General features: G+C 53.2%; 15 protein-coding genes. 9 read left to right on the top strand and 6 right to left on the bottom strand.

The genetic code is table 11. From position 1 onward, the window contains the following. Nucleotides 1-109: 109 nt before the first annotated feature. From AC0Z7K_RS11090 to abgT, 3 genes are all read left to right on the top strand, one after another. Nucleotides 110-1,426 (top strand): amidohydrolase, encoded by a 1,317-nt coding sequence (locus AC0Z7K_RS11090; protein ID WP_485614423.1) that lies wholly within the window; start codon nt 110-112, stop codon nt 1,424-1,426. Beyond that, nucleotides 1,426-2,877, top strand: a complete 1,452-nt coding sequence (locus AC0Z7K_RS11085) for a M20 family metallopeptidase (RefSeq protein WP_485614554.1) — start codon at nt 1,426-1,428, stop codon at nt 2,875-2,877. Before AC0Z7K_RS11090 ends, AC0Z7K_RS11085 begins: the two co-directional genes overlap by 1 nt. 93 nt (nt 2,878-2,970) lie before the next feature. Further along, on the top strand, nt 2,971-4,494 hold the full coding sequence (gene abgT, locus AC0Z7K_RS11080) for a p-aminobenzoyl-glutamate transporter (RefSeq protein ID WP_485614421.1): 1,524 nt from the start codon (nt 2,971-2,973) through the stop codon (nt 4,492-4,494). Nucleotides 4,495-4,499: 5 nt separating this feature from the next. On the opposite strand, the gene AC0Z7K_RS11075 is transcribed toward abgT, so the two are convergent. Beyond that, nucleotides 4,500-5,381, bottom strand: coding sequence for an oxygenase MpaB family protein (locus AC0Z7K_RS11075; protein ID WP_413529364.1), 882 nt, complete (start codon nt 5,379-5,381; stop codon nt 4,500-4,502). A gap of 3 nt (nt 5,382-5,384) precedes the next feature. Then, on the bottom strand, nt 5,385-6,044 hold the full coding sequence (locus AC0Z7K_RS11070) for a TetR/AcrR family transcriptional regulator (protein WP_413529363.1): 660 nt from the start codon (nt 6,042-6,044) through the stop codon (nt 5,385-5,387). 232 nt (nt 6,045-6,276) lie between these two features. Here AC0Z7K_RS11070 and AC0Z7K_RS11065 point away from each other — a divergent pair, with 232 nt between their 5' ends. The 4 genes from AC0Z7K_RS11065 to bhsA (AC0Z7K_RS11050) all read left to right on the top strand — a co-directional run bounded on the left by AC0Z7K_RS11065 (nt 6,277) and on the right by bhsA (AC0Z7K_RS11050) (nt 8,075). After that, complete coding sequence (locus tag AC0Z7K_RS11065; protein ID WP_413529362.1) at nt 6,277-6,534, top strand: hypothetical protein; 258 nt, start codon at nt 6,277-6,279, stop codon at nt 6,532-6,534. Nucleotides 6,535-6,982: 448 nt separating this feature from the next. Next, nucleotides 6,983-7,240: a multiple stress resistance protein BhsA gene (bhsA, locus tag AC0Z7K_RS11060; protein ID WP_413529361.1), complete on the top strand. Its 258-nt coding sequence runs from the start codon at nt 6,983-6,985 to the stop codon at nt 7,238-7,240. Nucleotides 7,241-7,408: 168 nt separating this feature from the next. Next, a complete protein-coding gene (bhsA, locus tag AC0Z7K_RS11055) occupies nt 7,409-7,666 on the top strand; it encodes a multiple stress resistance protein BhsA (protein WP_413529360.1) in 258 nt (85 codons plus the stop codon). Between the two features lie 151 nt (nt 7,667-7,817). Beyond that, nucleotides 7,818-8,075: a multiple stress resistance protein BhsA gene (gene bhsA / locus AC0Z7K_RS11050; RefSeq protein WP_413529359.1), complete on the top strand. Its 258-nt coding sequence runs from the start codon at nt 7,818-7,820 to the stop codon at nt 8,073-8,075. 189 nt (nt 8,076-8,264) lie between these two features. Here the strand turns inward: bhsA (AC0Z7K_RS11050) and ddlA are convergent, their stop codons facing one another. Together ddlA and AC0Z7K_RS11040 are read right to left on the bottom strand one after the other, a co-directional pair. Then, nucleotides 8,265-9,362, bottom strand: a complete 1,098-nt coding sequence (gene ddlA / locus AC0Z7K_RS11045) for a D-alanine--D-alanine ligase (protein WP_485614420.1) — start codon at nt 9,360-9,362, stop codon at nt 8,265-8,267. 60 nt (nt 9,363-9,422) lie between these two features. Further along, nucleotides 9,423-9,752, bottom strand: coding sequence for a DHCW motif cupin fold protein (locus tag AC0Z7K_RS11040; protein WP_485614418.1), 330 nt, complete (start codon nt 9,750-9,752; stop codon nt 9,423-9,425). A 360-nt stretch (nt 9,753-10,112) separates the two neighbouring features. Between AC0Z7K_RS11040 and AC0Z7K_RS11035 the strand changes: the two genes are divergently transcribed. Further along, nucleotides 10,113-11,492 carry an NAD-dependent succinate-semialdehyde dehydrogenase gene (locus AC0Z7K_RS11035; protein WP_413529355.1) on the top strand — a complete coding sequence of 460 codons (1,380 nt, stop codon included), beginning with the start codon at nt 10,113-10,115 and terminating at the stop codon, nt 11,490-11,492. A 153-nt stretch (nt 11,493-11,645) separates the two neighbouring features. Then, nucleotides 11,646-12,767 (top strand): ribosomal protein uL16 3-hydroxylase, encoded by a 1,122-nt coding sequence (locus tag AC0Z7K_RS11030; protein WP_485614417.1) that lies wholly within the window; start codon nt 11,646-11,648, stop codon nt 12,765-12,767. Between the two features lie 66 nt (nt 12,768-12,833). Here AC0Z7K_RS11030 and phnE (AC0Z7K_RS11025) read toward each other — a convergent pair whose 3' ends face one another. Continuing rightward, nucleotides 12,834-13,760 (bottom strand): phosphonate ABC transporter, permease protein PhnE, encoded by a 927-nt coding sequence (gene phnE / locus AC0Z7K_RS11025; protein ID WP_413529353.1) that lies wholly within the window; start codon nt 13,758-13,760, stop codon nt 12,834-12,836. After that, nucleotides 13,760-14,623, bottom strand: a complete 864-nt coding sequence (gene phnE / locus AC0Z7K_RS11020; RefSeq protein WP_112167018.1) for a phosphonate ABC transporter, permease protein PhnE — start codon at nt 14,621-14,623, stop codon at nt 13,760-13,762. Before phnE (AC0Z7K_RS11020) ends, phnE (AC0Z7K_RS11025) begins: the two co-directional genes overlap by 1 nt. Nucleotides 14,624-14,632: the final 9 nt, after the last annotated feature.

Here is a 14,632-nt window from a genome sequence, read left to right as displayed (position 1 = left end):
GTACATTGAAAATCATATAAGGCCGGTCGAGCCCCTCCCAGATTTAGGTTTCCTCCTTTCTGCCTCCCCCGCAGAAAGCCTGCATATCTGTAAAAAAAGAGAGTCCGTGATGGTAAATGAAATTTCCGAACGTGTTGAACAGCTGTTCCCTGCCCTGCAACAACAACGTCGTGACCTGCATAAATATGCCGAATCCGGCTGGCTGGAATTTCGTACATCTACGCTGGTCGCTGACCGGCTGGAAAAACTCGGTTACGCGCTGAAGCTCGGCAAAGAGGTGATCGACGCCGGTTCACGTATGGGGCTGCCCTCTGCCACCGTTCTGGCCGAGCAGGAACAGCGTGCGCTGGAACAGGGGGCGATTGCCCGCTGGATGCCGCATTTCTCCGGCGGTTTCACCGGCATTGTCGCCACGCTGGAAACCGGTCGTCCCGGCCCGGTGATGGGGTTTCGTGTGGACATGGACGCGCTGGATTTATTCGAAGTACTCGAAGAAGAACATCGCCCGTTCCGTGAAGGATTTGCCTCAACCAATAACGGCATGATGCACGCCTGCGGCCACGACGGACACACCACTATCGGGCTGGGTCTGGCGGAAGTGTTGATGCAAATGCGCGATCAACTTTGCGGCACCATCAAACTGATTTTTCAGCCTGCCGAAGAGGGCACGCGCGGCGCCAAATCGATGGTCGCAGCGGGCGTGGTCGATGACGTCGATTTCTTCACGGCGGTACACATCGGCACCGGCGTTCCGGCTAATCACATTGTTTGCGGCAACGACACCTTTATGGCGACCACCAAGCTGGACGTGCAATTCACCGGCGTGGCATCCCATGCAGGCGGTAAGCCGGAAGAAGGCCGTAACGCCCTGCTGGCCGCAGCGCAGGCGACGCTCGGTTTGCACGCAATTCCGCGCCACAGCGGCGGCAGCTCAAGGGTCAACGTCGGCGTGTTACAGGCCGGTACTGGCCGAAATGTGATCGCGTCCGGCGCGATGATGAAAGTCGAAACGCGCGGCTCAACCAATGAGGTCAACGAATTCATTTACCAGCAGGCGCTGAAAGTGATTTCCGGCGCAGCGGAAATGCATCAGGTGAAATTCGACATCAAACTGATGGGCGCGGCGCAGAGCAGTACGCCGACGGCAGCCTGGGTGAAATACATCCACCGTCAGGCGGAAAAACTCGGTGAGTTCGAAGCGATCATTGATCGTCAGGAAGGCGCGGCGGGTTCCGAAGACGCGACCTACATGATGGAACGCGTCAAGGCACGCGGCGGCGAAGCCTCTTACGTGATTTTCGGCACAGACCTTAGCGCGGGCCATCACAATGAGCTGTTTGATTTCGACGAAAAAGTGATGGCGCAGGGCATCAAAACGCTGGCCGCGCTGGTGCTAAACATTGCTGAATTTGAGGGAGAAAAATGATGGCAGATCCGCATATCGTTAATTTCATCAACGACTTTATGGATAACCAGCAACCGGCGCTGGCGCAAATCAGTGATGCTATCTGGGACACCCCGGAAACCCGCTTTGCCGAATCCGTTTCCTCAGCCTTACTGGCCGATAAACTTGAAGCCAGCGGATTTACGCTGGAGCGTGGCGTCGGCGGCATGGAAACGGCATTTATCGCCAGTTTCGGCAGCGGTAAACCGGTTATCGCCCTGCTCGGGGAGTTCGATGCGCTGGCCGGACTTAGCCAGAAAGCCGGGTGCGACACCCCGCAGCCACTGGTTGAAAACGGCAACGGGCACGGCTGCGGCCACAACCTGCTCGGCACCGCGGCGCTCGGCGGCGCCCTGGCAGTAAAAGCCTGGATGGAGCGCGAAAACCTTCAGGGCACGGTACGCTTTTACGGCTGTCCGGGCGAAGAAGGCGGATCCGGCAAAACTTTTATGGCCCGCGAAGGCCTGTTTGATGACGTCGATGCCGCACTGACCTGGCACCCGGAAACCTACAGCGGCATGTTCAGCAACCAGACGCTGGCCAACATTCAGGCGTCTTTCAGCTTTAAGGGCGTGTCCTCACACGCCGCCGCTGCGCCGCATCTCGGACGCAGCGCGCTGGATGCCCTGACGCTGATGAACACCGGCGCTAACTTCCTGCGTGAGCACATCATTCAGGAAGCGCGGTTGCATTACGCCATCACCAACGCGGGGGGTATTTCGCCGAACGTGGTGCAGGCCGATGCCGAAGTGCTGTATCTGGTGCGCGCGCCGCAGATGGATCAGGCACAGGGGATTTTCGACCGCGTGGTGGATATTGCCAAAGGCGCGGCGCTGATGACCGGCACCACCATGTCGATGCGCTTCGACAAAGCCTGTTCGAATTATGTGCCGAACCGTACGCTGGAAAGCGCGATGTATCAGTACGTGCAGGCTTTCGGCACGCCGCATTACACCGACGAAGAGCGGGCATTTGCGGCGTCGATTCATGCCACGCTGACCGATCAGGACATCGACAATAATCTGCTGAATATTTCCCGCACCAGCGGCGCCGAGGGCATTGAATTCGCCGAAACGCTGCGCACATCTCCGCTGACCGATGCCGTCGCCCCTTACGCGCCAAACAACAATATTTTGTACGGCTCCACCGACGTCGGTGATGTCAGCTGGCTGGTGCCGACGGCACAATGTTTCAGCCCGTGCTTTGCGGTCGGTTCGCCGCTGCACACCTGGCAGATAGTCTCGCAGGGGCGCACGTCCATCGCCCACAAAGGCATGTGTCTGGCGGCTAAAGTCATGTCCTCCACCGCCATTGCCCTGTTTACTCAGCCGGATTTACTGGCCGCGTGCCAGAAAGAGCGCGACGCATTGCGCATCCGTCGTCCCTATCACTGCCCTATCCCGGCCGGAGTGAAACCTTCGCCTTTGAAATAGATCTTTGGTGAGTCCACCGCTCATTCGCGCCCCGTTCCGGCGCGAATGAGCGGAATAAATATAAAAAAAGCAAACATAACAGAGGGTAAAACGATGAGTGTAGATGCACAGGAAAGCGGCCAGAGCCCCGGGGGATTTCTTCAGTGGGTTGAACGTGTAGGGAATAAAATTCCTAATCCATTTTTACTGTTTGTTTATCTGATTGCGGTGCTGATGGTCGCTACGGCAGTCATTTCATGGCTGAATATTACGGCGGTGAACCCCAGCAACGGCGAAATCATTCACGTTAAAAATCTGCTGAGCGTGGAAGGTATTCAGTGGATTTTGCCGAACGTCATCAAGAACTTCAGCGGTTTTACTCCACTGGGGTCGATTCTGGCGCTGGTGATTGGCGCAGGTCTGGCGGAGCGCGTCGGGTTGCTGCAAAGTCTGATGTACAAAATGGCGTCGAAGGTCAGCGCCCGCTACGCCAGCTACATGGTGATTTTCATCGCCTTCTTCAGCCATATTTCATCCGATGCGGCACTGGTGGTGATGCCGCCGCTGGGTGCGCTGATTTTTCTGGCGGTCGGGCGTCATCCGGTCGCCGGTTTGCTGGCGGCCATCGCCGGCGTCGGTTGCGGCTTTACGGCTAATTTACTGATCGTCACTACCGACGTGTTGCTGTCGGGTCTGAGTACCGAAGCGGCGAAAGCGATCAATCCGGCGGTGCAGGTCAGCGTGATCGACAACTGGTACTTTATGGCTGCGTCAGTGATTTTGCTGACTATTGTCGGGGCCGTGCTCACTGATAAATTCGTAGAACCGCGCCTGCCGGTGTTCCGGGGCGAGCGCAACGAAGAAATGAAAAAACTGACGCCGTTGCAAAATCGCGGACTGATGGCGAGCGGTATTGCAGCACTGGTGTTCATCGGGCTGGTGGCATTGCTGGTGGTGCCGGAAGCCGCGCCGCTGCGTAATCCCAAAACCGGCGGCATCATTCCTTCCCCGTTTATTCAGGGCATTGTCCCGCTGATCATTTTGTTCTTCTTCGTGATTTCCGTGCCTTACGGCATGGTGACCAAACAGATCCGCAGCGCCAGCGACGTGCCAGATTTGCTGGTCGATCCGATGAAATCGATGGCCGGCTTTATCGTGATGATTTTTCCGCTCTCCCAGTTTGTGGCATTTTTTAACTGGAGCAATATGGGGAAATTTATGGCGATCGGGCTGACGGACGTGCTGGAAAATCTGGGTATGACCGGTATTCCGGCGTTCCTGGGGCTGATTTTTCTGTCGGCATTGCTGTGTATGTTTATCGCCAGCGGCTCGGCGATCTGGTCGATTCTCGCGCCGATTTTTGTGCCGATGTTTATGCTGCTGGGCTTCCATCCGGCGTTCGCACAGATTGTTTTTCGCGTCGCCGATTCCTCGGTGATCCCGCTGGCACCGATGTCGCCGTTTGTGCCGCTGTTCCTCGGTTTCCTCCAGAAGTACAACAAAGAGGCGAAGCTCGGCACCTATTATTCGCTGGTGTTGCCGTATCCGATTGTATTTTTCGTGGTGTGGTTGCTGATGCTGGTGGGCTGGTATCTGCTCGGTTTACCGATAGGGCCCGGCGTTTATCCGCATATGTAACTTGATTACAAACGCCCCATCCGGCGCATGGCGCGGTGCCATGAGCCGTTACGCACCGCCCAGCGCAGTAAGTGCGCGATGCGGCGGGTGCCAAAACGGACAGATTTGCGTTTCAAAGGGGAAAGGGAAATCCCCAGCTGTTTTGATGCCCACTCAGGCAGAAGATCAATGCCCGCCTGAATCAGCAGGCTGCCTACCGGTTTCGCCAAACGGCTGGGCGCGGGCGCGTTCTGCAATAATCTCACCACTTCCAGTGTGCGATCGTCACAGCGCAACTGCGAACGCATCGCCTGAAAATAGGCTTCCACCGCCGTTACGCTGTCCGGCACGCTGGCAGAGCCAAGACTTTCCGCCACCCGTGCGAATTCCTGATAATAGCGGTTTTGATCCGCCAGACTCAGCGCCGGGTTGCGATAACGCAGATGGGATTGTAGAAAACTGTAGGCTTCAGTGACGTGCACCCAGACCAGTAAGTCCGGGTCGCTGGCGGCATACGGCGTGCCGTACACATCAGTGCCGGTCACCCGCAAATGGATGAATTTTACTTTTTCGATTAACGCATTGGCGTCGCGTATCGGCGCAAAGGTGGTGCCGGAGACAAACTGGCTGGTGCGTCGCAGCCGGCCCAGCATGTCTTCGCGAAATGAGGAGTGATCCCAGACACCGGCGAGCGCCAGCGGGTGAAGCATCTGCAACAGCAACGCACTGACGCCGCCGCACAGCATGGATGTGAAATCACCGTGTATCCGCCAGGTAACGCTTTCCGGACCAAACAGCCCTGGGTCACCCGCCGGTTTTTCAAAATCTATACCGCCCAACGCCAGGCCCGAAATACTCAGCACCTGGCGTTCTATTTTACTTCTTAACAACGTTTTGATGCTCAACATCCGTCAGTGCGCGGCAGTGCTGACAACCGTGGCTCTGCTCAGCTGTGGCCAGATTTTCATAACGACATCAATCAGCTGATTCAGCTCGGCGGCAGTTGCGCCGTCACGTGCCTGAACCGAGAAACCCTGAATGGTGCAGGCGAGGTACTTCGCCAGCAGTGCGCTGTCGATGACAGATGTCAGTTCACCTGACTGTTTTCTTTTCTCAAAGAACTCGAACAATGAGCGTTCCTGAGAAAGATGGCGCGCGCGCAGCATTTCTGCGATATCCGCGGATGATGAAGACATTCCGGATGAGGCGCTGATCATAAAGCAACCGCTCGGCGTATCGCAGTCAGTAAACAATTCTGCGATAGCACGCAGGTACTGACCGATGGTTTCCTCGACGGACAAATCTGTTTTGCTCAATAAACATGAGCTCTTTTCGTAAAAGTTAGTCAGATAATGTTCAACGGCTGCGCGAAATAACCCTTCTTTGTTGCCAAATTCAGCATACAGCGTGGGAGCCTTAGCACCTGTGGCTTCGACCAAATCCGCTAATGACGTGGCCTCATAGCCGTGGCGCCAGAATAAATTCAAGGCCTTGCTCAGAGCAGTTCCACGGTCGAACTGTTTTGGGCGACCGCGACTTTTCCGGACCAAAGCCGTCTGTTCAGTGCTCATACACCCTCCTTCCATCACCATGTGATTATGGTTGTTTAAACTTTTCGTTATACGTTTTCATGAGATAATTTTTCATGACAAAAATAACTTAACGATCATTATTAAAAATAGTTGCGCATAAGTCCAGTGGAGATTATCATTTAATTATCGAGCGATAAGAAAATCACTCAAACCCGCAAAGCTGCACAAGCTATAAGCGTTTTTACACGGTACCAACCCAGGACGTAACATCATGAGTAATCTTAAAATCCTTCTTGCAGTTCTGGCGTTAACCGCTGTCCCGGTTGCCAATGTTGCCGCACAGCAGGTTATCATGATGCCTTTACTGAGTCAGGAAGTGGCGATGGTCAATGTGACCGGGGACAGTAATTTCTGTAAACCCGGTAGCTATGTGAGTAAAAAAGTCTCACAAGGCCGAATCCCGACTTCTCCGACTCAGCCACCTGCGCCTTCTACTTCTGGTCATCAGCCCGCTTCCATCTACTACTAAAGAAGACCGGATGCCTGATTAAAGAATGTCAGCGCAGGGATCACGATAAGGCGGCTCTGGTCGCCTTATCTTTTTAATGCGCACCCTCTTCTCTTTATCCTTTAAAAAGACGCCCCAGTTTTAACATCTGCGCCAGTCAGAACCAATCATTAACTTAGCGATCATTAAAGATTCATTCAGCACAAAATTGGATAAGCGATGTTTCATTCGTCATGGGCGAATCATTTTAGAAACACAAAATCAACAGAACCAAAACAAATGCCTCATTTCATGTGACTCCCGTCACAGCACAATAAGTTAACGCTCATTAAAAAAACATCTTGCACAAACCGTCGCCAACCTCTAACATTTACTTATCGAACGTTAACTAATAAATAGCGTTCACCTGAAAACTGAGGCTTCTGGATCAGATGCCCCGAACAAAAATGAACGAACAGGAAAAGACATCATGAAAACCATCGCAATGACCCTCGCAGCACTGACACTCGCCACCGCTTCTTTCTCCACTCTGGCCGCGACTGAAGTTCAATCCGCCCCGGCAGGTCAGCAAGTTGTCGGCACCATCAGTGCTTCTTCAAACGGCAGCCTGAGCACTTTGCAGTCAAAACTGAATGCTAAAGCAACAGAAGCGGGTGCAAGCTCATACCGCATCATCGGTGCCTCGGGTGAAAACCATCTTTACGGTACTGCTGAGCTGTACAAATAAGAATGAAGAACGCGTTAGCGAAAGGTTCCGCACAATTAGTTAACGATTAATAAATAAATTAGTTGCACAGAATGTGATCCAGGTCTAAGATTTAATTATCGAACGTTAACAAATAACGTCGGACCTAAAAATCATCTGCTGATAAACAGAATTAAAAAGGAAGACATTATGAAAAATATCACTATGACATTAGCTGCAATCGCCCTAGCTACCGCATCATTCTCGACACTGGCCGCGACCGAAGTTCAGTCTGCACCAGCCGGTCAGCAAGCCATCGGTGTGGTCAGCGCGACTTCCGGTAACAGCCTGACCAGCCTGCAGAACAAACTGAACGCGAAAGCCAGTGAAGCCGGTGCAAGCTCATATCGCATCATCGGTGCTTCAGGTGACAACCATCTGTACGGTACGGCTGAGCTATATAAATAAGCACGCAGGATGTTCGTAACAAGGGTATACAGCATTTAACTTATCAATTAATAAATTAAATGTTGATCGGACAGAAGACAGCTTTGCACATTAAATGAACGTTGATGACAACGCCTGGCGAAGCTTCAAAACACGAAATGAGGAAACTATCATGAAAAATATCACTATGACTCTCGCCGCTCTCGCACTGGCCACCGCTTCATTTTCGACTCTGGCAGCCACTGAAGTTCAATCTGCACCAGCAGGCCAGCAAGCTATCGGTGTCGTCAGCGCGACCTCCGGTAACAGCCTGACCAGCCTGCAAAACAAACTGAATGCTAAAGCCAGCGAAGCCGGTGCAAGTTCTTACCGCATTATCGGTGCTTCCGGTGACAACCATTTGTACGGTACTGCTGAATTGTACAAATAAGTCCGGTTGGTCGTTTAAAGCAGTAAGCAGAAGAGGCGGCATTTGCCGCCTTTTTCGTGTCTGTCATATTCCTCTTCAACTTTTCTTCGTCAGCTTTCGCTCGTCCTCACTGCAACGGGTCATTGAATAATGAGCCTGTAAAAGCAAAAGGCAGGGATCTCTCCCTGCCTTTCATTCATCTGAACCCAATCAGTTCGCCGAGCTTTTCAGCTGGTTATCCTGCTGATACTGCTGCAGCGCCAGTTCAATCAGGCGGGTGATGAGCGAGCTGTAACTCAGGCCGCTGGCAGCCCACAGTTTCGGGTACATGCTGATATTAGTGAAGCCCGGTAAGGTGTTGATCTCGTTGATTACCACTTCACCCTGCCCGGTCAGGAAAACATCGACGCGCGCCATACCGCGACATTCCAGAACCTGGAATGCCTGCAAGGCAATAGCACGGATACGGTCATGCGTTTCCTGTGGCAAATCCGCAGGCACCGCAATCGACGCGCCGGATTCGTTGATGTACTTGGTGTCGTAAGAATAAAACTCATCGTGCAGGATCACTTCACCACACACGCTGGCCTGCGGATTGTCATTGCCCAGTACCGCGCACTCAATTTCACGGCCTTTGATCGCCGATTCCACCAGAACTTTGTGATCAAAACTGAACGCGTCATCCAGCGCACGCTGGTAAGCCGCTTCGTCGCTTACTTTGCTCACGCCAACCGAAGATCCCTGATTGGCAGGTTTGATAAACAGCGGCGTGCCAAGTTTTTGTGAGACTTCTGTAAAGGTGTTTTTCTGACGGTTATTGCGCGTCAGGCAGACGAATGGCGCAACAGATAAACCCGCGTCGCGCAGTAAACGCTTGGTGACATCTTTATCCATGCTGACCGCCGAGCCGAGCACGCCGGAGCCGACAAAGGCGATGTTCGCCATACGCAGCAAGCCTTGCAATGAACCATCTTCACCGAGCGTGCCGTGAACAATCGGGAAAATGACATCCACCTGGGACAACGCGCTGGCGCTGTGGGTTTCGATCAGCTGATTTTCGGTCTGGCCCGGGATCAGTGCGACCTGATTATTTGAGCGGTTGAGGGCAATCAGCGACGGATTCTCAGCATTGATCAGATAGTTGCTGGCATCATTGATGTGCCATTCGCCCTTCTTATCGATCCCTAACAGCGTGACATCAAACTTTTGTTTATCAATGGCATCGACGATATTTTTCGCCGACTGCAACGACACTTCATGCTCTGCTGATTTACCGCCAAAAATGATGCCTACCCGTAATTTACTCACCTGCTGCTCCTTGCCGCCAGCCTCACAGCTGACGGCGAAATGTTTCTGTTAACAAGAGATCTAGTCGACGACAAATAATTTCGCGCCCACCGGCGTCGATGAACGATGCGCTTCGGCGTTGTCCGCTACCTGATAACTCATGCCCGGCGAAAGCGTAAAGGTACGCCCGTCCTCCAGACGCGTGCGCAATTCCCCTTCCATACAAAACAGCACGTGGCCTTTGCTGCACCAGTGATCCGCTTCGTAACCGGCGGAATACTCCACAATGCGCACGCGGATATCGCCGAACTTTTGGGTGCGCCACAGCGCCATTCCCACATCACCCGGATGTTGAGTCGGCGTGACCTCACTCCAGTCCGTGGTGCAAAACGGAATCGCATCAAGCTTCATGAGTTTCTCAGTGTCGGAAAAGAAGGAAAGCCAGCATAAAAGTGACCGCTAAATTTATCAATCGCTTGCTGAAACAAAACCATTGGAAAGAAAACTGTCTGCGGACGAAAAGTTACGTAAAGACGATTAATCTCAGAGACAGGCCACAGCCCGCGCGCGCTGTGGCCTGTAAGCAAATGATAAAATTGCAGCAAAAGACTGTGTTGCGGAAGGTGTCTGTGCGACAGACTTCACATTTTATCGACTATGCTTATTGTTCGAATGAGACAGCGGAAACAAAACGCAGTAAGGCGTACGCACCTCAATTCCAACGCGCGGCTGAATTTTGAACGCGGCGCGCCACAAAACAAGGAGCAACACATGCCATATCAAACAATAAATCCGTTCAACAACAAACTCATCAAAGAATACCAGACTCACAATGATAAGCAGGTTGAGGAAGCGCTGGCGACCGCACATGCCCTGTATAAATCAGACTGGGCGCAAGGCGATATTCAGCAGCGTGTAAAAGTGCTGCATAAGCTTTCAGAAATCATGTCATCGCGCGTCGATGAACTGGCCAAAGTGGTCAGTGTCGAGATGGGTAAACTCATCGAGCAAAGCCGTGGCGAAGTGCAGATTTGTGCCGATATTGCGAAATTCTACGCCGAAAAAGCGGAAGAATTCCTCAAACCAGTGCCGTATAAGTCAGACCTTGGTGAAGCCTGGGTTGAACACCATCCGATTGGCGTGATCATGGCCGTTGAGCCGTGGAACTTCCCGTTCTACCAGCTGATGCGTGTCCTGGCACCAAATCTGGCGTCCGGTAACAGCGTGATTGTAAAACACGCCAGCATCGTGCCGCACTGTGCGGAGACCTTCGAGAAACTGGTCGCCGAAGCCGGTGCGCCAAAAGGCGCGTATACCAACCTGTTTATTTCGCAGGATCAGGTGGCCTCCATCATTGATGATGATCGCGTCCAGGGTGTTGCGCTGACCGGTTCGGAAAAAGCCGGTGCGATCGTTGCCGCCCGCGCCGCGGGTAAGCTGAAAAAATCCACGCTGGAACTCGGCGGGAACGACGTGTTTGCCGTACTCGACGATGCAGATATCGATAAAGCAGCGAAAGCCGGAGCGCAGGCGCGAGTCTCCAACGCAGGTCAGGTGTGTACTGCTGCCAAACGTTTCATCATTCATGAAAAAGTGGCCGATGAATTCCTGAAAAAATTCACCGAACACTTCAGGGCGTTGAAGATGGGCGATCCGCTCGATAAATCCACCACGCTGGGGCCGTTATCTTCTGCCGATGCGGTGAAAACGCTGAGCAAGCAGGTTGACGATGCCGTGAAACACGGCGCCAGATTGCACTTCGGCGGCAAAAAAGTCTCAGACAATCCGGGTAACTTCTTTGAACCGACGATCCTGACGCACATCACCCGCGATAATCCGGCCTATTTCGAAGAGTTCTTCGGCCCTGTCGCGCAGGTTTATGTGGTGAAAAATGATGAGGAACTGGTCAAACTGGCCAATGACTCGCATTACGGCCTCGGCGGTTCAGTATTTACCAAAGACATGAACCGCGCCCGTAAGCTGGCAAGCCAGATTGAAACCGGCATGGTGTACGTCAATTCACCGACAGACACCGCCGCCGAGCTGCCGTTCGGTGGTGTGAAACGTTCCGGTTTCGGCCGTGAACTGTCAGATTTGGGGATCAAAGAGTTTGTAAACCAAAAACTGGTGGTGCTGGCCGCGAAGTCTTAACGTTTTAATCTTTCCTGATGCCTTCCCTCTCCGCCCGGAGAGGGAATTTCTCCTCCCTTCCCTGTCATTCGTGATCCCTTGATTCACAACAAAGCGGCATGCCTGCGTCCCTCTCTATAATCGAGGCCGTTTGTCTTCCCACTGGTGAATCACATGGCATATGAACTCAATCTCGACTGGCCTGCGTTTTTAGAAAAATACTGGCAGAAACAACCTGTTATCATTAAAAAAGCGTTCACAAATTTTATTGATCCGATAACTCCGGATGAGTTAGCAGGCCTGGCGATGGAGCCTGAGGTGGACAGCCGTCTGGTCAGCCACGCGAACGGTTTGTGGCAGGCGAGTAACGGACCTTTTGAGCATTTCGATAATCTCGGTGAAACCGGCTGGTCGCTGCTGGCTCAGGCCGTTAACCACTGGCATGCACCTTCTGCCGAACTGGTTCGCCCGTTCCGTGTACTGCCGGACTGGCGTCTTGATGACCTCATGATCTCCTATTCCGTGCCGGGCGGCGGTGTTGGCCCGCATATCGATCAGTACGATGTGTTTATCATTCAGGGAATGGGCAGCCGTCGCTGGCGCGTGGGCGATAAATTGCCACTCAAACAATTTTGCCCGCATCCGGCACTGCTGCACGTTGAGCCGTTTACCCCCATCATCGACGAAGATCTTGAGCCGGGCGATATCCTGTATATTCCGCCGGGCTTCCCGCACGACGGTTTTACTCATGAAACAGCGATGAACTATTCCGTCGGTTTCCGTGGCCCCAATACCCGCGACTTCATCAGCAGCTTTGCAGACTATGCATTGGAAAACGATCTGGGCGGCGACCACTACAGCGACCCGGATCTGACGCTTCGCGATCACGTTGGCAAAGTGGAAGAGTATGAGCTTGAGCGCGTACGCAACATGATGCACGAGCTCATCAATCAGCCGGAAGAGTTCAAACAATGGTTTGGGCGTTTCGCCACTACGCCGCGTCATGAGCTGGATATCGCCCCTGCCGAACCACCGTTTGAAGCCCATGAAATCGTCGATGCGCTGATGCAGGGCGACAGCCTGACGCGTCTGAGCGGCCTGCGCGTGCTGAACGTTGGCGGTCGTTTCTTCGTCAACAGCGAAGCGCTGGAGACTGAGAATGTCGCCGCTGCAGATGCGCTGTGCCGTTACACCCTTATCGGCAAAAAAGAGCTGGGAAATGCGTTGCAGGACCCGGAATTTATCGCCGTGCTCACCGAACTGGTGAATCAGGGTTACTGGTTTTTTGACGATTAATCATCAGACCTGTTGATAACAAAAAAGGCGGCATCCGATGGACGCCGCCTTTTTACGTTGTATGTTTTACTCAGGCCGGTAAAGCTCCACCGGCGTCTTCAATTTGCGTTCTTCAGGCTCGAACAAATCAATTTCTTCGCCATGAATGTATTTTGCCCGCAGCATCGCGGAGATCTTATCCATGGTCATCACAATCACGACCAGAATCAAGGTGATAAACATCACCACATCCCAGTTCCACAGTCGCATATTTTCGGCATAGACCAGACCGATCCCCCCCGCGCCGACAAAACCAAGCACAGCCGCTGAGCGGGTATTGGACTCAATCTGATACAGCGAAAGCGCGAGAAACGTCGGGAAGGACTGCGTGAAGATGCCGAAACGATGGGTTTGCAGCGGTGAAGCACCCAGCGCCCGCAGGCCGCGGCTCGGCGAGCGCTCAACGGCTTCGTGTCCTTCGGCAAACAGTTTGCCGAGCAGTCCTAAATCCTGCATCACAATCGCCAGCACGCCCGCCAGTGGCCCCATGCCGACGGCGCGAACAAAAATCAGCCCCCAGATCGCCATATCCAGCCCGCGCAGAACGTCCAGAAGTCGACGGATAATCAGCGAAACGGGTTTCAGCAGCGGCGTTGACATCACGTTGCGCGCAGCCAGAAATGACAGCGGCAGCGCCAGGAAAGACGCGGTGATGGTTCCGGCAAATACGATGGCCAGCGTAATGGCAATTTGCGAAAAGTAGTACTTAAACGGCCATTCGGACACGTTGTGCCATACGAACATGCGCAAAAAATAGCGCCCGACTTCGCGGGTGCCGCGCACCATATCGTGCCAGGGAATGCCGAAATAACTGAAGAAATAGACGTAATACAGCGCGATGCCAATGGCCAGTATCGTCAGATAACGCAGATAGCGGCGCTGTGCGGCAAACAGGTGCGCATGCTGCTGTTTCAGGCTGTTCACGATGTGAGGTTCGAGCGCGTCGGTTAGCATCAGAAAGTGCCCTCCACCACGCGTTTGCGCAGTTTGCCTGAAAGATAATCCATCGCCGACACCACCAGAATAATCAGCAGCAAGGTCATGCTGACCTGATCGTAACGATCGAGTTTAATTGAAGTCATCAGCTCCTGCCCGATGCCACCGGCACCGACCAGACCGAGGATCGTCGACTGGCGGAAATTAATTTCCAGTCGCATAAAGCTGTAAGACAGAAAAATCGGTTTAACCTGAGGCCACATGGCGAAGCGCATCCGCTGTAGCCGCCCTGCGCCACAAGCACGCAGTCCGCGCACCGGTTTATCCGAGGCTGTTTCAATGGATTCGTAGAACAGCTTGGTGAGACTGCCGACGGTGTGTAACGTCAGCGCGATAAAGCCCGGAATAGCACCGACGCCAAACGCCATCACGCACATGACCGCCCAGGCCAGCTCCGGCATGGTGCGCAAGAACGCGACAAACGTGCGGATACTGAATTTCAGCCATTTAGGCGAATCGGTATTATTGGCGGCGAGAAAAGCCAGCAGCACAGCCAGCGCGGTGGATAAAATCGTCGAGGAAAGCGCCAGCTGAATAGTTTCCCAAATCAACGGCAACTGAATATTCAGCCTGTAACCCCAATAGGCAAATGAACCTTCCGTATGTCCGTCGGCGAATAATAAAGACCAGTGCAATACCGGCACCGTTTCGCGAATATAATCTAAGAAACTCGGAGCGGAGACAATAATGGTTTTAAGATTCAGTTCGGAAACATTGCCAGACCACAGATATAAGATCAGCATTATCCCGGACCAGATCAGCGCTTCCCGCTTTTGCTTACCGCGTATCTGTTGATAATAACGGTTGAAGTCTTTATTCAAAATAATATT

It is taken from the genome of Rahnella sp. 1L-D-7-B-C2 (assembly GCF_057290995.1).
Note: the sequence above shows the minus strand (reverse complement) of the source record. Positions and strands in the feature narration are given on the sequence as shown.